Origin of the sequence: Kushneria halocnemicola, assembly GCF_965650455.1 — a bacterium.
Lineage (GTDB): Bacteria > Pseudomonadota > Gammaproteobacteria > Pseudomonadales > Halomonadaceae > Kushneria.
On the sequence record NZ_OZ287968.1, the window covers coordinates 218536 to 234697 of the forward strand.

Annotated in this window: 14 protein-coding genes; 8 read left to right on the forward strand and 6 right to left on the reverse strand. The window is 60.3% G+C overall.

Annotated elements, in window-relative coordinates:
* Positions 1 to 11: 11 nt before the first annotated feature.
* On the forward strand, positions 12 to 1166 hold the full coding sequence (alr, locus tag ACS92L_RS00980) for an alanine racemase (protein WP_438766434.1): 1155 nt from the start codon (positions 12 to 14) through the stop codon (positions 1164 to 1166).
* A 106-nt stretch (positions 1167 to 1272) separates the two neighbouring features.
* A complete protein-coding gene (gene lpxL / locus ACS92L_RS00985; RefSeq protein WP_438766435.1) occupies positions 1273 to 2211 on the forward strand; it encodes an LpxL/LpxP family Kdo(2)-lipid IV(A) lauroyl/palmitoleoyl acyltransferase in 939 nt (312 codons plus the stop codon).
* Between the two features lie 89 nt (positions 2212 to 2300).
* Here lpxL and ettA read toward each other — a convergent pair whose 3' ends face one another.
* From ettA to ACS92L_RS01000, 3 genes are all read right to left on the reverse strand, one after another.
* Positions 2301 to 3962, reverse strand: a complete 1662-nt coding sequence (gene ettA / locus ACS92L_RS00990) for an energy-dependent translational throttle protein EttA (RefSeq protein ID WP_438766436.1) — start codon at positions 3960 to 3962, stop codon at positions 2301 to 2303.
* A gap of 187 nt (positions 3963 to 4149) precedes the next feature.
* A complete protein-coding gene (locus ACS92L_RS00995; RefSeq protein ID WP_438766438.1) occupies positions 4150 to 4338 on the reverse strand; it encodes a PA3496 family putative envelope integrity protein in 189 nt (62 codons plus the stop codon).
* 176 nt (positions 4339 to 4514) lie between these two features.
* Entirely contained in the window at positions 4515 to 4952 is a 438-nt protein-coding gene (locus tag ACS92L_RS01000) for a PAS domain-containing protein (RefSeq protein WP_438766439.1), read from the reverse strand.
* Between the two features lie 261 nt (positions 4953 to 5213).
* On the opposite strand from ACS92L_RS01000, the gene ACS92L_RS01005 reads away from it, so the two are divergent.
* Positions 5214 to 5498: a SelT/SelW/SelH family protein gene (locus tag ACS92L_RS01005; protein WP_438766440.1), complete on the forward strand. Its 285-nt coding sequence runs from the start codon at positions 5214 to 5216 to the stop codon at positions 5496 to 5498.
* A 27-nt stretch (positions 5499 to 5525) separates the two neighbouring features.
* On the opposite strand, the gene ACS92L_RS01010 is transcribed toward ACS92L_RS01005, so the two are convergent.
* Positions 5526 to 6506 carry a zinc transporter ZntB gene (locus ACS92L_RS01010; RefSeq protein WP_438766441.1) on the reverse strand — a complete coding sequence of 327 codons (981 nt, stop codon included), beginning with the start codon at positions 6504 to 6506 and terminating at the stop codon, positions 5526 to 5528.
* Positions 6507 to 6575: 69 nt separating this feature from the next.
* Positions 6576 to 7256 carry an arylesterase gene (locus ACS92L_RS01015; protein WP_438768365.1) on the reverse strand — a complete coding sequence of 227 codons (681 nt, stop codon included), beginning with the start codon at positions 7254 to 7256 and terminating at the stop codon, positions 6576 to 6578.
* 130 nt (positions 7257 to 7386) lie between these two features.
* Here ACS92L_RS01015 and ACS92L_RS01020 point away from each other — a divergent pair, with 130 nt between their 5' ends.
* The 3 genes from ACS92L_RS01020 to ACS92L_RS01030 all read left to right on the forward strand — a co-directional run bounded on the left by ACS92L_RS01020 (position 7387) and on the right by ACS92L_RS01030 (position 12173).
* Positions 7387 to 8091: an ABC transporter ATP-binding protein gene (locus tag ACS92L_RS01020; RefSeq protein ID WP_438768366.1), complete on the forward strand. Its 705-nt coding sequence runs from the start codon at positions 7387 to 7389 to the stop codon at positions 8089 to 8091.
* A gap of 41 nt (positions 8092 to 8132) precedes the next feature.
* The gene (locus tag ACS92L_RS01025) at positions 8133 to 10664 is read left to right on the forward strand and encodes an ABC transporter permease (RefSeq protein ID WP_438768367.1); all 2532 of its coding nucleotides are present in this window, start codon (positions 8133 to 8135) and stop codon (positions 10662 to 10664) included.
* A 567-nt stretch (positions 10665 to 11231) separates the two neighbouring features.
* Positions 11232 to 12173, forward strand: a complete 942-nt coding sequence (locus ACS92L_RS01030) for an ATP-grasp fold amidoligase family protein (RefSeq protein WP_438766442.1) — start codon at positions 11232 to 11234, stop codon at positions 12171 to 12173.
* A 64-nt stretch (positions 12174 to 12237) separates the two neighbouring features.
* On the opposite strand, the gene ACS92L_RS01035 is transcribed toward ACS92L_RS01030, so the two are convergent.
* A complete protein-coding gene (locus ACS92L_RS01035) occupies positions 12238 to 13638 on the reverse strand; it encodes an O-antigen ligase family protein (RefSeq protein WP_438766444.1) in 1401 nt (466 codons plus the stop codon).
* Between the two features lie 238 nt (positions 13639 to 13876).
* Between ACS92L_RS01035 and glyA the strand changes: the two genes are divergently transcribed.
* A complete protein-coding gene (glyA, locus tag ACS92L_RS01040; RefSeq protein WP_438766445.1) occupies positions 13877 to 15139 on the forward strand; it encodes a serine hydroxymethyltransferase in 1263 nt (420 codons plus the stop codon).
* A 189-nt stretch (positions 15140 to 15328) separates the two neighbouring features.
* Entirely contained in the window at positions 15329 to 16150 is an 822-nt protein-coding gene (locus tag ACS92L_RS01045; RefSeq protein ID WP_438766446.1) for a glycosyltransferase, read from the forward strand.
* Positions 16151 to 16162: the final 12 nt, after the last annotated feature.

Consider the following 16162-nt stretch of genomic DNA (forward strand, 5'->3'; position numbering starts at 1 on the left):
GGCGTAATCACATGAGGCCGCTGACAGCGCATATCGATCTGGATGCGCTGCGTCACAACTACCGTCAGGCATGTCGCTATGCACCCGATGCCCGGGCCATGGCCGTGCTCAAGGCCAATGCCTATGGGCATGGCAGTCTCGAGTGTGCCCGCGCGCTGCGTGATCTGGCGCCGGCCATGGCAGTGGCCTGTCTGAAAGAAGGCCAGGCGCTGCGCGACACCGGCATTGCGTGCCCGATCGTGCTGCTGGAGGGCTTTTTCGAAGCCGATGAGCTTGATGAGATCATCACCGGCGGTTACTGGAGCGTTTTGCATACGCACTGGCAGGTCGAGGCCCTGCTGGACCGGCTCGAGCGCTGGCCGCATCACCATGTGACCGTTCTGGTCAAATGCGACAGCGGCATGCATCGACTGGGTTTTGCCCCCGAAGAGGTCAGCGCCATCTGTCGCCGCCTGCGCTCGCATCCGGGGGTCGAGCAGACGCTCCTGATGACCCATTTTGCCACCGCCGACACCCCCGACAGCGCGCTTCTGGCCTCTCAGCTGGATACCATCAATACCCTGCGTCGTGAGCTTGATCTCCCCGGCTGCTTCGCCAACTCGCCGGCCACTCTGAGCGTGCCGGCAGCCCGCCATGACTGGGTACGCCCGGGGGTCATGCTTTATGGCGTCAATCCGCTCGCGCCCGAACAAATGCTGCATGGCGAGATCGACCGGGCCTTGAAGCCGGTCATGACGCTGGAAAGCCGAATCATCGCCATCCGCGAGCTGGCCGCCGGCGAACCCATCGGCTACGGCGCGCGTCATGTGACCGGCCGGCCCACGCGGGTCGGGGTGGTGGCCTGTGGCTATGGCGATGGCTATGATCGACACGCCCGAGAGGGCACACCGGTACTGGTGCAGGGGCAGCGGGCCATGATTGCCGGACGTGTCTCGATGGACATGCTCACCGTGGACATCACCGGCATACCTGACGCCGATATCGGCTCCCGCGTGACCCTGTGGGGGCGCGACGCCAGTGGCGCGATGCTTGATGTTAGCGAGGTGGCGAGCTGGTGCAATACCATCGCCTATACGCTATTGACCGGTATACTGCCGCGAGTACCGCGCCGATATCATTACAATGACGCCCCTGATGATTCATCCGATACTGACGCACTGTCCTGAGCCGCTGTCGATGGCCGGTGTCTTGTCCCGTGATCTCTTATAGTGTCCGCAGCGTGGTGTTCAAGCGCCATCGCGTCTGCCCGCAGGAAGTGATACAGGCTGATTGATGAGTAAACGCAAACGTCACGAATACCCCGAGTCCTTCGCGCATCCACGCTACTGGCCGACCTGGTGCGCGATCGGTCTGATGCGCGTGGGGGCCTTTCTGCCCTGGCGACTCAAGCTGTGGGTCGGGACCGCCATCGGCGAGCTGGTCTGGCGCTTCGTCAAGCGTCGTCGCCATATCACCGAGACCAACCTGCGCCTGTGCTTTCCGGAACTTGATGAGCGCGAGCTATCAACACTGGTACGGCGCACCTTTCATGCCAACGGTATCGGCATTCTGGAGACCGCCACCGGCTGGTGTCGCGACCCCGAACACCTGCGCCACCGCGTCAGTTTCAAGGGCACCGAGCACATGGAAGCGGCGAAGGCCCGCGGCAAGGGGGTGCTGATCATCGGTATTCACTTCTCGACGCTGGATCTGGGCGGGGCGCTGCACTCACTGTTTTTTGATGCCGACGTGGTCTATCGCCCGCACAACAATCCGCTGTTCGAGCGCTTCATGACAAAGGCGCGCCGCGGCATCTTCGGTGCGGCCATTGATCGTCATGACCTGCGCGGGGTGGTCCGGCGCGTCAAGAGTGGGCACGCAGTCTGGTACTCGCCGGATCAGGATTTTGGTCGCGAGGCGAGCGTCTTCGCACCGTTTTTCGGCATTGATGCCGCCTCGATTCGACTAACCTCCAAGATCGCGCGAATGACCGGCGCGCCGGTGATGCCGCTGATGTTTCATCGCAATCCGGACAATCGCACCTATACGCTTGAGTATCTGCCGGCGCTGGAAAACTTCCCCAGCAATGATGAAGTGGCCGATGCCACTCAGGTCAATGCCTTCATCGAGGCGGCCATTCGCAAGCATCCCGAGCAGTATCTCTGGCTGCACCGGCGCTTCAAGACCCGTCCGGAAGGGGAGGCGTCCTTCTACGACCAGGGTGGTCTTTGATGTGAAAAAGGACGTGATGCCAGAGGCGTCATGAAAAAAGGGCCACCCCGCCGGGGTGGCCCTTTTTAATGCTGCGCTACTGGCATCGATCAGGCGTCGATACGCTTGTACTTCACGCGTTTGGGCGTGTCGCTGCCCACGCGCTTGTGGTAGTCGGCTTCATAATCGGTGTAGTTGCCCTCGAAGAACTCCACGTGGGAATCACCTTCATAGGCCAGAATATGCGTGGCGACACGGTCCAGGAACCAGCGGTCGTGGCTGATGACCATCGCACAGCCCGGGAAGGCCAGCAGGGCCTCTTCCAGCGCACGTAGAGTCTCGATGTCTAGGTCGTTGGAAGGCTCATCGAGCAGCAGCACGTTGGCGCCCTGCTTGAGCGTCTGGGCCAGCTGCAGGCGACCGCGTTCCCCGCCGGAGAGATCCTTCAGGTACTTCTGCTGGTCGTTGCCCTTGAAGTTGAAACGCCCGACGTAGGCGCGCGAGGAGACCTCGTAGCCGTTGATGCTGAGCACATCCTGACCGCCGGAGACGGCTTCCCACACGGTCTGGCGATCGTCCATCGCATCGCGCAGCTGCTCGACGTAGGCAATGTCGACGGTTTCGCCGACGACCACCTCACCGCTGTCGGGCTGTTCCTGACCGGTGATCATGCGAAACAGCGTCGATTTGCCGGCGCCGTTGCCGCCCACGATGCCCACGATCGCGCCCGGCGGTACGGACATCGACAGATCCTCGATCAGCATCTTGTCGCCAAAGCGCTTGGTGACGTTGTGCAGCTCGATGACCTTGTCGCCCAGGCGCGGTCCCGGCGGAATATAGATCTCGTTGGTCTCGTTGCGCTTCTGGAAATCGCCGGACTGCAGCTCGTCAAAGCGATTGAGACGCGCCTTGCTCTTGGCCTGACGGCCCTTGGGGTTCTGGCGAACCCACTCGAGCTCCTGCTTGATGGCCTTTTGGCGAGACGCTTCCTGCTTGGCTTCCTGCTCCAGGCGCTTCTCCTTGGCTTCAAGCCAGGTGGAGTAGTTGCCTTCCCAGGGAATGCCGCGACCGCGGTCCAGCTCGAGAATCCAGCCGGCGGCGTTGTCGAGGAAGTAGCGATCGTGCGTGACCGCGACCACCGTGCCGTCGAACTCGGTCAAAAAGCGCTCCAGCCAGCCCACGGACTCGGCGTCCAGGTGGTTGGTGGGCTCATCGAGCAGCAGCATGTCGGGGCCTGACAGCAGAAGCCGGCACAGAGCGACACGGCGGCGCTCACCGCCGGAAAGATGCTCGACGTAGGCATCCCATGGCGGCAGACGCAGCGCTTCAGCGGCCACTTCCAGCTTGCGCTCGAGGTTGTGAGCGTCGCTGGCCTCGATCATGTTTTCAAGGCGGGCCTGCTCGGCGGCCAGCGCGTCAAAGTCGGCGTCCGGCTCGGCGTAGGCGGCGTAGACGGCATCGAGTTTTGTCTGGGCCTCGGTAATTTCGGCCAGCGCTTCCTCGACGGTCTCGCGGACCGTCTTGCTGTCATCAAGCTCCGGTTCCTGCGGCAGGTAGCCCACGTTGAGATTGGGCATGGCCCGGGCTTCGCCGTGATAGTCCTGATCGACGCCCGCCATGATTCTCAAAAGGGATGACTTGCCCGAACCGTTAAGCCCGAGGACACCGATCTTGGCACCGGGGAAGAACGACAGCGAAATATCCTTGAGGATGTCGCGCTTGGGGGGCACGGTCTTGCCCACCCGATTCATGGTATATACGTATTGCGCCATGGAGTGGATTCAGCCTCGTAGTCAATGGTGATAGGCAGGGTATCAGAGGCAGTCGTCTGCCAGTACCGTGATGATAGAGATCAGGGGCCATCACGGCCAGCGCAAAGCCGGGTGCGGTGCTTTCTGTGCCAACGAACAGGGCGCCGCACGGGCGCTCTGAAAGGCAGGCAACGAACCGGCGTGCGGACTACTCCTCCTCGTCCCACGCCTCCCACCCATCGGTCAGGTCGCGCTCGAGTCGCCGCGCTTCCAAAAGCGTTTCGAGTCGTCTGCGGGCACAGATCTCGCCCTTTTTGGGACGTGCATTGGGCGTCCAGGTGTCATCGTTGACCGCTTCCTGTTCATCGGGTGCTTCTTCAAACAGCTCGGTACTCATGGGGCTGCCCTTCGCTGTAAAAAAGGCTGTATAGCGCCGTTTGTGGCCCCGGGCAAGCGGTTTTGTTTGGCCCCGGCCATCGATTGTCGATGGCCGCGGGCAAGGGCGAAAATCAAAGGGGCCCGCACATGTCGGGCCCCGAAGCGGGTCGCTGGTATACGATGGCAGACGCGGGATCAGGATATCTCTTCAACGCGAGCACGCAGGCGCTCGAGCTCCTGCTGTGCCTCGACCAGGCTGGTCACGTCCTTCTGGACACCGATAAAGTAGAGCAGCTGGTCTTCTTCATCATGGACGGGCGTAATGGAAAGTTCGTTCCAGAACAGCGCACCATCCTTTTTGTAGTTGCGAATGACTTCGCGGCAGGCCTTGCCCTCCCTGAGGGCGTCGCGAATGCGGTCCAGGCCGGGCTGCTGGTTGTCGCCGTTTTGCAAAAAGCGACAGTCCCGATAGAGGATTTCGTCGGCGCTATAGCCTGTCAGTGCTTCAAACCCACCGTTGACGTAGATCAGGATATTCTCGTTGCCTTCCCGTTCTGCCACGACAATGCCATCCTCCGAGGCATTGACGACACGTTCGAGCAGCTCGGGGCTGATCATCCGCTGTGTTTGCATGATCGATGCTTCCTCAAATAAAAATGCTGCCCTGACGTGCAGGTAGCGGCGTTTCGGTCATGAAGGATAGGCTTGCATGATATGAAGCCTCGCCGGCGCGATGCCAGCACAATGAGTAGTAAAAACGGATTACCCGCGGCCTTCCATTAAATATGCTAATGACTGGCCGGGTTTTTTAAGAGATTGTGTTGCTCAATGTAACCCGGCGACCCGTAACATAGTCTCGTCGTTTGACCGATGCCACATTGAAGGGAGCGATTCATGAACATCACCATTCATTACTGCACCCAGTGCCAGTGGCTTTTGCGGGCCGGGTGGTACGCGCAGGAGCTTTTGTCCACCTTCGGTGAAAGCCTTGAGCAGGTGGCGCTGGCGCCCGGCCACGGCGGCCACTTCGAGATCGTGATCCGCTCCGGGGCGCACGGCGCGCCGGAGGTGATCTGGGAGCGCAAGCGCGATGGCGGTTTTCCCGATATCAAGGAGTTAAAGCGCCGGGTGCGTGACCGCCTCGATCCCGAGCGTGACCTGGGCCATATCGACCGCTGAATCGAGAGAGCGTGACGCCGGGCGGCGCTACCACCAGCGCCACTTTTTCAAAATGGCCATGACACCGGCACCGACCAGCATGGAAAGCAACACGACGACCGCAAAGCCTGCCGGACTTTCAGCGCCTGGAATACCGCCGACGTTGATGCCCAAAAGCCCGGTTAGAAAGGTCAGCGGCAGAAACACGGCGGTAATGATGGCCAGCAGATACATGCGCTCGTTGAGGCGCTCGTTGTGCGAATTCCAGAGCTGCTCCTGCAGAATCAGGGCGCGCTCCTGCATGGCGCGAAAGTCCTCGACATAGCGATAGAGCTGGTTGGCGGCTTCACGAAGCCACAGCCGTGCGGTGTCATCAAAGACCTCATCTTCTGCCAGACGCGTCAGACAGTGATACTGCGGCTCCATGAAGCGGCGCAAATTGATCAGGGGCTGGCGAATATCGGTCAGGTCCTTGTTGGTAATATCGATCGCGCCCTCAGCCGTCTGGCGCTCTTCCAGCTCGCCCAGGGCGTCATCAAGCTGGTGGGTCAGATCGCCGACCCGGTCGACCAGGCTATCGGCCATGCCCGCCAGCAGCTCGCCGACATTGCGGGCCCCTTCACCGGCGTCAAGGTAGGCGCGTACCCGGGTAATGGACTGCAGTGGCCGCCGACGTACGGTGATCAATCGGTTGTCGGTCAGCCAGACGCGCAGCGAAATCAGATCGTCCGGGTCAGCGCCGGGGTTGAGATTGATGCCGCGCAGGGTCGTGATTCGTCCGCCCTTGAACACGGCCACGCGCGGGCGCGTGTCTTCTTCTGTCAGGGCCTCGATGACATCTTCATCGAGCCTGGCGATGGTGGCGAGAAAGTGGTCAACGTCCTGATGGGTAAAGTCCAGATGCATCCAGAGCTGTGACGTGTCCTGATGCCAGACGCGCAAGAGCTCCTCGGGGTCCAGCGGCGTGCCGCTGCCCTGACCGTCCAGACGATAGGCCACCACAAAGGAGGAAAGAGGCGCAGAGGACATGGCAGGTTTTCCACATGAGTCGTAAGGGTAAAAGGCGGGACACTTCAACCGTCTCGCTTGAATCAGTACTTAATGGCGACTGGCAGGGGCCGTCTCATCTGGCGATGCTTCATCAAGCATTGAGGCCACGGTCGGCCAGATATTATCAAGAATGAGCGGCTGCCCCTGCGCGTTGGGATGAATGCGATCGGACTGCATCAGGTCCTCGTTCAGGGCGACCCCTTCAAGAATAAAGGGCACCAGCGGCACATCGTAGCGGCTGGCAAGCGCCGGGAAAACGTCGGCGAACGCCTTCGTATAGGTCTGGCCGTAATTGGGCGGAATCAAAATGCCCAAAAGCGCTACGCGAGCACCGCTGGCCTGGCTCTTCTCGATCATCTGCGCCAGGTTATCCTGCATGCGTTGGGGTGGCAGCCCCTGAAGACCATCGTTGCCGCCCAGCTCCAGCAGCACGATATCGGGCTGGTGGGTCTCGAGTGCTTCGGGCAGTCGCTCGAGACCGCCCGCCGTGGTGTCGCCGCTGATACTGGCGTTGACCACCGTGTGGCGACCCGGTGCCTCGGATTCCAGCCGCTGGCGCAGCAGATTGACCCAGCCCTCATCACGGTCGATGCCGCGGGCGGCGCTGAGGCTGTCGCCCACCACCAGCAGTGTCTCGGCATGTACCGGCTGCAGCGCCGTTGCCAGTACAACCATCAGCATCATCAGCGTGCGTCGGGCCCTCGAGCCGATGCGGCATGACACATTCATCCAATTCAGGTAGCGCAAGATGTCGACTCCAGAAGCCAGGAAACAGGACGTTGAGCACCCCGGACAGGACAGCAGCCCTCGGGCCGGTCATGCGCCAGGCGCTCGCCAACAGGATAGAACACCGGTACTGATGGCGCGCCAGCTTGAAAAGACAGTCGACAGCGGATCAAACGCCATCACCATCCTGAACGCTCTGGATCTGGACATTCATGCCGGAGAAAGCGTGGCGATCGTGGGCAGTTCGGGGGCGGGAAAGTCCACGCTGCTAGCGCTGCTTGCCGGCCTGGATACGCTGACTCGTGGTGAGCTTGCCCTGTTTGGCGAATCGCTGTCATCGCTGGATGAAGACGGCCGCGCACGGCTACGCGCCGGGCAGGTCGGGTTCGTGTTTCAGAACTTTCAGCTTCTGCCGACGCTGACGGCGCTGGAAAACGTGCTGCTGCCGCTGGAGCTGAGCGAGGCCGGCATCGATACCCGTCAGGCGCAGCAGTGGCTTGAGCGTGTGGGCCTTGAGGCGCGCGTGCAGCATCTGCCCAAACAGCTCTCCGGCGGCGAGCAGCAGCGCGTGGCGATCGCCCGCGCCTTTGTGACAAGCCCCGCGCTGGTGTTTGCCGATGAGCCCACCGGCAATCTTGACCGCGCCACGGGTGACCGGATCGCGGATCTGCTCTTTACGCTCAACCGCGAGTCCGGCACGACCCTGGTGCTGGTCACACACGACCCGCAGCTGGCGGCGCGCTGCGACCGCACGCTCACCCTTGATGAGGGGCGACTGCACGAGCGTATCAACGACACGCCGTCGGATCATGCCCCTGATGGAGCCGATCATCGATGAGTGCCCGGTCAAGCGCCACAAAAACTGCCACGCGCCGGCCGATGGCCGAGCTCTTTCACACGCTGCGTCTGGGCTGGACCGGGCTTGCCCGCGATCTGCGCGCCGCGGACGTGCGCGCGCTCTTTCTGGCCCTGGTGCTGGCGGTGGCGGCCACCACCATGATCGGTTTCTTTCTGGACCGCATCGGCAGCGCGCTGGAGCGCCAGTCGGGACAGCTGCTGGGCGGTGATCTGGTACTGGTTCAGGGCAACCCTTTCGACACGCAGATTCTCGACACCCTGGAAGACGCCGGCATGACCACGGCGCGCCAGGTCAATACGGTCTCGATGGCCGGTTTCAACGACCGGTTTCAGCTGGCAGGTCTCAAGGGTGTGGCGCCGGCCTATCCGTTGTACGGCAGCTTTCAGGTCGACTTCGGCGAGGGGGCCGAAACCACCACCCGGCTGCCCGAGCGACACACCGTCTGGGTCGAGCCGCGACTGGGCACCGCGCTGGGGCTGGAGCTGGGAGACTCGGTCACGCTGGGCGACGAATCGTTTCGCGTCAGCGCCTGGATTCTCGAGGAGCCCGATCAGGATGTGGGACTGGCCAGTTTCAATCCGCGGGTCATGATCAATCTGCCGGATCTGGAACGCTCGGGGCTCATCCAGCCCGGTGCCCGCCTGACCTGGCGGCTGCTGGCCGCCGGCCCGCCGGAAGCGGTGAATTCGCTGGACCCGCAGCTCGAGACCTGGCAGGACCGGGGTATCCGCGTCATCGACGTGCGCAAGGACAGTCCGCGCATCGGCCGGGCGCTGGAGCGCTCCCAGCAGTATCTGAGCCTGTCGGGGCTTGCCGCCGTGTTGCTGGCCGGCGTAGCGGTGGCCATGGCGACTCGACGCTACGTTGACCGGCATCTGGATACGGCAGCCCTGATGCGCTGTTTCGGCGCCAGTCAGCGCCAGCTGGGGCGCATCTTTGCCGCGCAGCTGGCCATGCTGGCCCTGACGGCGGCCGCCGCCGGGGCGGTGCTGGGCCTGGTCGGGCAGTGGGCCCTGCTGGCGCTTTTAGTGCAGTTTCTGCCGTTGGAGTTGCCGCCGCCGGGTGTTTTGCCGCTGCTGCTGGGCATGCTGACGGCCGTGGCCATTCTGATCGGTTTTGCCGGCCCGACGCTCTTGCGTCTCAAAAAGGTCAGCGCCCTCAAGGTGCTGCGTCGGGAGCTGGCGCCGCTGCCGGCCGCCGGATGGGTCATTATTGGCTGTGCCAGTCTCATGTTCGGCGCACTGCTGTGGCTCTATAGCGGCGATCTTGTGCTTTCAAGTGGCTTGCTGATCGGCGGGCTCATCACGCTGGTCGTGCTTTGGGGGGTAGCGCAGGGAATGCTGTCGCTGCTGCTCTGGGGCGCGAAGTTTCTGCCGCAGCACTGGCGCACGGGCAGTCGGCAGCTGGCGCGTCGGCGACAGTCCAGCATCGGGCAGATTCTGGCCTTTGCCGTTACTTTCGCTTTGATGGCGCTGATTGCACTGGTTCGTACCGACCTGATCGACGACTGGCAGTCGAAGCTGCCATCCGATGCGCCCAATCAGTTCGCCATCAACATCCAGCCCAGCCAGCGTGACGGCTTTATTGATGCGCTGGATAATATTACCGACAGTCGCTCGGCGGTCTATCCCATCGTGCGCGGTCGCCTGGTCGAGATCAACGGCGTTACGGCGCGCGATGCGGTGCCTGAAGAGGCGCGTCACGACGGCAATCTGCGTCGCGAGATCAACCTGACCTGGGCGGCCACCATGCCCGACAACAACACCCTTATCGAGGGGACATGGTTCCCGGATGGCGCAGGGCAGGGTGACGGAACGGCCGGCCGTGATGGCCCGGTGGGCGTGTCGGTGGCACAAAGCATGGCGCAGGATCTTTCCCTCGAGATCGGCGACCGGCTGACCTTTGATATCGGCGGGCGTGAGGTTACGGCTGAAATTACCAGCCTGCGCCAGGTGGACTGGGAATCGTTTCAGCCCAACTTCTTCGTGATTTTCCCGCCCGGTTCGCTGGAGCGCTTCAGTCACAGCTTCATTACTGCCTTCCATCTGCCCACCGGCGAGCAGCAGGCGCTGGGTCCGCTGGTTCAGCAGTATCCGTCGGTGTCGCTGCTGGATATCGATGCCATATTGCAGCAGGTTCGTGATCTGCTGCGTCAGGTGTCGCGCGCCGTCGAGCTGGTGTTGCTGTTCGTGCTGCTGGCCGGCGTGGCTGTGCTCTACGCCGCGCTGACGGCGTCCCGACCGGCACGTGCTCATGAGTGGGCGCTGTTGCGGGTGTTTGGCGCCGGTGACCGAAGGCTGGTGCGCACTCAGCTGGCGGAGTTTGGCTGGCTCGGCTTTGCCAGCGGTCTGCTGGGGGCGATGCTGGCAGAAGGCGTCAGTGCCCTGCTGTATGGCGTATGGCTTGATCTGGACCCCCGGCTGCATCTGAGCGTATGGTTTGTGATGCCGCTGGGCGGGGCGCTTTTGATTGGAGCGATCGGTTATGTACTCAGTACGCCGCTGCGGCGTCAGGCACCGATGGAAAGCCTGCGACTGCTGGGAGAAGGGTAGTATCAAGGCCTTTTGACGCTAAAGGACACTTAAAGCGCCTGCGGCCATCAATGGCCGCAGGCGCTTTCTTTTTTGTGCATGGCAATTTTATGTACACAACAATGCCACGCTACAAAGTTATGCCCTCACTGCAGGCAAGACACTGTCAGTCGACGATCACGACGCCCGTGTCGCCACCTTGCTTTCCAATATGTTGCCGGAGTCGCAGGGCGTCATTCTTAAGGCCGGGGTCAGGGTGCTGCCACGATGGTTTTTTGTAGCTCTTGTTCAGGCCGAGGACTAATCAAAATCCGGAACGCGCTACTTTAGTGCATGTTTGCCTCTTTTGGGAGCCAAAAAGACGCTTCTGCATAGTAGATGCAGGCCCGCCTATATACATTCTCCTCACTCTGCATGCTTCCCTCGTTATCCCTTTGCGTTTTCAACCAGCAGGGCGCGGAGAATCTGTCGAGTTGCTGAATACCGGCAGATATTTCAGGCCGGTCATCAGGGGGAGAAATGACGATGTGCCATGACGCCCTGACGGGCAGTCGTCATTAGCGTTGATATCACCACGGGACATGAAGCATGAGAAAGCTGCGAAGCTTGATCTATCGACTATTCAAGAAAACGCCGGATAGTATCTATTTCAATCTGACTTACCTGCGTCTTCATGGTCGCTTTTGCAATTTCAGTGCCCCAAAAAGTGTCAGTGAAAAGATCTTTTATCGCATGCGCTATCCGCATCCGTGCTTTTCCACCCTGGCGGACAAGGTCGCGGTGCGAAGCTATATTCGTGAACGGGCCGGCGAGCAGTATCTGGTGCCCTTTGTCGGTGTCTACGACACGATCACGGAGCGTGAGCTGAGCCGGATCAAGGAGCCGTTTGTCATCAAGGCCAACCACAGCGCCGGTCAGGTCAAGGTGGTTAAAAAGCCCTGGCACACGGACATGTTTGAACTGGCCTGTGAAGCCAACAAGTGGCTTGATTACGACTATGCGGGTCTGCATCGCGAGAAACATTATCGTGCCATCAAGCCCCAGCTTGTGATCGAAAAGGCACTGCTGATCGATGGCGAAGTGCCGGCGGATTACAAGGTGCTGGTGCTCAACAACGGCGATGAGCAGGAGATCTATATTCAGCTGATTGCCGGGCGCTTTACCGACATCCGCTGTCAGTTCTTTACCGAGGATTGGCAGATCGCACCGTTCAATCGCCGCGGCTACAAGCCCTTGCAGGGCGAAGAGCTCAAGGCCCCCGGCTGCCTTGATGAGATGATTCAGGTGGCAAAGGCGGTTTCAGAGCCGTTTGGTTTCTGCCGAGTGGACTTCTTTGTTGTCGGTGATCGTTGTTATATCGGAGAGCTGACCTTCACGCCCGTGGCCGGGGAGTTCGTGCTCGACCCGGTCAGCGCAGACGTTGAGCTGGGCCAAAAAATCGGCTTTCCGGAAAACATCGATCTGACAAGGCCGCCGGCACAGTCGGTCAAACATGCCACTCCTGTGCCAGCACAGGGCGTCTCGGCGTAGTCGACAGCCCCGGTTGAAACAAAAACGGCAGCCGATGAGGCTGCCGTTTTTTATGGGCGATCTGTCAATCCTGACGCTGTGTCTGTCGCTGCGCATGGACGGCAAGCCGGCGACGCATGCTGTAGGTATAGGCGATGCCGCCCACAGCGCCGATCACGTAGACCCCGGTACGATAGGCCATATAGCTTTCAAACAGATTGACGAAGGCCCAGAAAATGAAAAACAGCGACAAAAAGACCATGACATCACCGGGCATATCGCCACACCGCCAGCTGCGATAGGCCGCCACGGCGATGGTAACGACAGCGCCCAGATAGACCATAAAGCCCGTGATGCCGTTGGCAATCAGTACGGTCAGATAGCTGTTGTGGAAATGGGTGAGATTGGAGCGGGCCGCGATAGCGCCAAGCGTTGTATCTTCAACCGGGTTGCTGCTTTGTAAAAGCAAAGGGATATGGCTTTTTGGCCCCCAGCCGAACCAGGGCTGTTCGGCGATCAGCTGCAGGCCATAGTGCCAGGCATGAATGCGAAACCCGATGCTCGACATGGGGACGTTATCGACGTTGCCGCTGAGAATTTCCAGAATAACGTCGTGCTCCTTGAAAAGACGCGAAGCGATCTGATCCCCGAAAAGCATGCCGAATACAACACAGGCCAGTGCGGCAGCCAGCAGTATCCAAAGCCACCGTTTTCCGTTGATTGACGTTGCAGAATTGCTTTTGAGCGTTATCAGCAAAAAACCTGCCAGGGCTGTCAGCATGACGATAACGATGCCGAGCCAGCTGGCGCGTGTCATGGTAATGATCCAGCCCGTAAACGCCAGTACGGCCACCGCGCCAAACCCTGCCAAAAGCAGATACCCCGGCCATCGGGATTGGCTCGAGGCATACCTGAAAAAGCGCGGCGCAAAGCAGGCCTGAGCCAGCAAAATAATGCCGGCGCAGATGCCCGAGTGCTGCCAGTTCTTGAATCCAAGCGTCGGCCTTTCGCCGATATCCATGTAATGGGCAAGCGTTGCCGGGCTTTCACCCGTGAGCAAAGCGCCTGCAACCATGCCGACAAGCAAGGCGCTCAAAACCTGAAGCGACAGCCGCGTGCTGCCTGCCATGATCCACGCAATGGGCAAAATCATGAACACTTTGGTCAGACCCCGCATGCTCTTGATCTGATCTTCTGCATAATCCGGGAACATGGCCATTGCCGGTGGCAGCGTGACCAGTTGCAACATCAGCCACAGGCCCAGCAGCAGCCATAGCGGGTCTTTAAAGGCGCGCGCTCGCCCGGGCTGGGCAAACAGGGCCACCAGATAGACCAGCATCAAGACCGGTTCCAGCGAGCGTGAAATGTCCAGGCTCAGAATCCAGGTGAACATATAAAGCAGTAGTGCGACAACGCCGATGCGATGGCACCAGTGAGTGGTGGCATTGGTATTCCATGCCGGTACAGGAAATAGCGACGCAATCATGGGCAGGTATTCGGCGTAAGGGAAAAGTGGGCGGTGTGGCCGAAATGCTACGGTAAAAAGGCCAGATTGACTAACCACTTGAGCACAACGGGGGCGCGTGTCGCCCTGAGGACAGGCAGGGCCGCCTTTCAAGTGAAAGGCCCAAAAGCGTTGTGTATGATGACAGGCAACGTCTTTCCCCCACGCGCCTGTCCAGCCCGTTCGGTGCGTTTTCAACCTTCTGGTATCGAGGAAGTTCATGTTCACACGCGATATGACCATTGCCGGCTATGACGATGTCTTGTGGCAGGCCATGCAGCAGGAAAACGATCGTCAGGAAGATCACATCGAGCTGATCGCCTCCGAGAACTACACCAGCCCGCGCGTTCTGATCGCCCAGGGCTCGCAGCTGACCAACAAGTACGCCGAAGGCTATCCCGGCAAGCGCTATTACGGTGGCTGCGAGTTCGTCGACAAGGTTGAAGAGCTGGCCATTGCTCGCGCCTGCGAACTGTTTGACTGCGACTACGCCAACGTACAGCCGCATGCCGGCTCGCAGGCCAACAGCGCGGTCTTTCAGGCCATGGTCAAGCCGGGCGATACCATTCTGGGCATGAGCCTGGACGCCGGCGGTCACCTGACTCACGGTGCCAGGCCCAACTTCTCCGGCAAGCATTACAATGCCGTGCAGTATGGCCTCAACGACCACGGCCTGATTGATTACGATGAAGTCGCGCGTCTGGCCCGCGAGCACAAGCCGAAAATGATCATCGCCGGTTTCTCGGCCTATTCGCAAATCATCGACTGGGCGCGCTTTCGCGAGATCGCTGATGAAGTCGGCGCCTGGTTTTTCGTCGATATGGCCCACGTTGCCGGTCTGGTCGCGGCAGGCGTCTACCCCAGTCCGCTCAAGCACGCTCACGTGGTGACCACCACGACCCACAAGACCCTGCGTGGTCCGCGCAGCGGCCTGATCCTTTCGGCCTTTGGCGATGCCGATCTTTATAAAAAGCTCAATTCCGCCGTGTTCCCGGGCGGGCAGGGTGGCCCCTTGATGCATGCCATCGCTGGCAAGGCCGTGTGCTTCAAGGAAGCGCTGGAGCCCGAGTTCAAGGCCTACCAGCAGCAGGTTGTCAAAAACGCCAAGGTCATGGCCGGTGTGTTCATGGAGCGCGGCTTTGACGTGGTTTCCGGCGGTACGGAAGACCACCTGTTTCTGCTCTCACTGGTCAAGCAGGGCCTGACCGGCAAGGACGCCGATGCCGCGCTCGGCCGCGCCCATATCACGGTCAATAAAAATGCCGTACCGGGCGACCCGCAAAGCCCGTTCGTCACCTCCGGCCTGCGTATCGGCACCCCTGCCGTCACCACGCGCGGCTTCAAGGAAGACGAATGCCGCGAGCTGGCGGGCTGGATCTGCGATATTCTCGATGCCATGCAAAAGGGCGACAGTGCTGACGCTGAAAATACGGTGAAAGAGCAGGTTGCCAAAGTCTGCGAAAGACTCCCCGTCTATTCGTGAACCAAAAGTGTTGCCGAAAAAGCCACGCCTTGCGCGTGGCTTTTTCTTTTGCAGCCTGATCGGTAATCTATTCAGTTTTAAATGAGGCTGGTCTGACAGCCTTTGAATTTTTTGGTAAACCTCACAATGCCCCATGCTTCATGTCATCGGACACTGACCGTTGTTGTCCCCGTCTATCGTCAGTGGGCAATGGTTGAAGAGTTGCTCGACTGTTTGATGCGACAAACCCTGCCGAAAGATTATTCCCGCATCGTATTGGTAAACAACGAAGCAGGATTCGATGCGTCTCGCTACGCAAACAGGCAGGTCGAGGTGATCGACTGTGGGACGCCGGGGGCCTATGCCGCTCGCAATCGGGGCATCGAGCACTTTATTGATGACACGCAGTGGTTTGTTTTTACCGATGCTGACTGTCGCCCCGAGCCGGACTGGCTGGTGCATCTGTGGGATGCCATGCAGTCGCACGGCAGGCACTGTCTGCTCAGCGGTCATATCGAAATGGTGGCCAGCAGTGCCAAACCCGGTTGGGCAGAAATTCATGATCTGGTGAAAGGCATTCCTCAAAAGGAATACGCTGCCAAAGGGTTCGGAGCGACTGCCAATCTTGCTGTGCCTGCCGATGCCTTTCGCGACATGGGCGGTTTTGACGCCTCGGCGTTTTCGGGCGGAGACAGGCTGCTTTGTCTCAAGGCAGGGCGTCATGGTTATCCGCTGCATTATCTCTCCAAGGCATGCGTCAAACACCCCGCTCGAACCCGCTATGCAGAAATTTCCACCAAGGCGCGACGCATTCGAGGTGCGCAGGTGGCTCGCAGCCGGGGTCTCGAACGTCTTACAAGAGTCATGTACAGTCTTTCCCCGCCGGTACTTCCCGTTGTAAGGCTTTCAAGAAAGCGCAATCAGCCAATAGCGCATCGGATCATCGCCAGTCTTGTTCAATGTCGAATCTGGCTGGACGAAATACCAGAGGTTTTCAGGGCATTGCGTGGGGGCGGGCTGGAAAGACGTTGAGGCTCGCGGCAA

What these genes read in the sequence shown, in the direction of transcription:
- ACS92L_RS01010 (WP_438766441.1), bottom strand. Translation starts at nt 6,506, where the DNA reads ATGTCCTCTGCGCCTCTTTCCTCCTTTGTGGTGGCCTATCGTCTGGAC.
- glyA (WP_438766445.1), top strand. Translation starts at nt 13,877, where the DNA reads ATGTTCACACGCGATATGACCATTGCCGGCTATGACGATGTCTTGTGG.
- ACS92L_RS00995 (WP_438766438.1), bottom strand. Translation starts at nt 4,338, where the DNA reads ATGAGTACCGAGCTGTTTGAAGAAGCACCCGATGAACAGGAAGCGGTC.
- ACS92L_RS01030 (WP_438766442.1), top strand. Translation starts at nt 11,232, where the DNA reads ATGAGAAAGCTGCGAAGCTTGATCTATCGACTATTCAAGAAAACGCCG.
- ACS92L_RS01005 (WP_438766440.1), top strand. Translation starts at nt 5,214, where the DNA reads ATGAACATCACCATTCATTACTGCACCCAGTGCCAGTGGCTTTTGCGG.
- ACS92L_RS01035 (WP_438766444.1), bottom strand. Translation starts at nt 13,638, where the DNA reads ATGATTGCGTCGCTATTTCCTGTACCGGCATGGAATACCAATGCCACC.
- ACS92L_RS01025 (WP_438768367.1), top strand. Translation starts at nt 8,133, where the DNA reads ATGGCCGAGCTCTTTCACACGCTGCGTCTGGGCTGGACCGGGCTTGCC.
- ACS92L_RS01045 (WP_438766446.1), top strand. Translation starts at nt 15,329, where the DNA reads ATGGTTGAAGAGTTGCTCGACTGTTTGATGCGACAAACCCTGCCGAAA.
- lpxL (WP_438766435.1), top strand. Translation starts at nt 1,273, where the DNA reads ATGAGTAAACGCAAACGTCACGAATACCCCGAGTCCTTCGCGCATCCA.
- ettA (WP_438766436.1), bottom strand. Translation starts at nt 3,962, where the DNA reads ATGGCGCAATACGTATATACCATGAATCGGGTGGGCAAGACCGTGCCC.
- ACS92L_RS01020 (WP_438768366.1), top strand. Translation starts at nt 7,387, where the DNA reads ATGGCGCGCCAGCTTGAAAAGACAGTCGACAGCGGATCAAACGCCATC.
- alr (WP_438766434.1), top strand. Translation starts at nt 12, where the DNA reads ATGAGGCCGCTGACAGCGCATATCGATCTGGATGCGCTGCGTCACAAC.
- ACS92L_RS01000 (WP_438766439.1), bottom strand. Translation starts at nt 4,952, where the DNA reads ATGCAAACACAGCGGATGATCAGCCCCGAGCTGCTCGAACGTGTCGTC.
- ACS92L_RS01015 (WP_438768365.1), bottom strand. Translation starts at nt 7,256, where the DNA reads ATGAATGTGTCATGCCGCATCGGCTCGAGGGCCCGACGCACGCTGATG.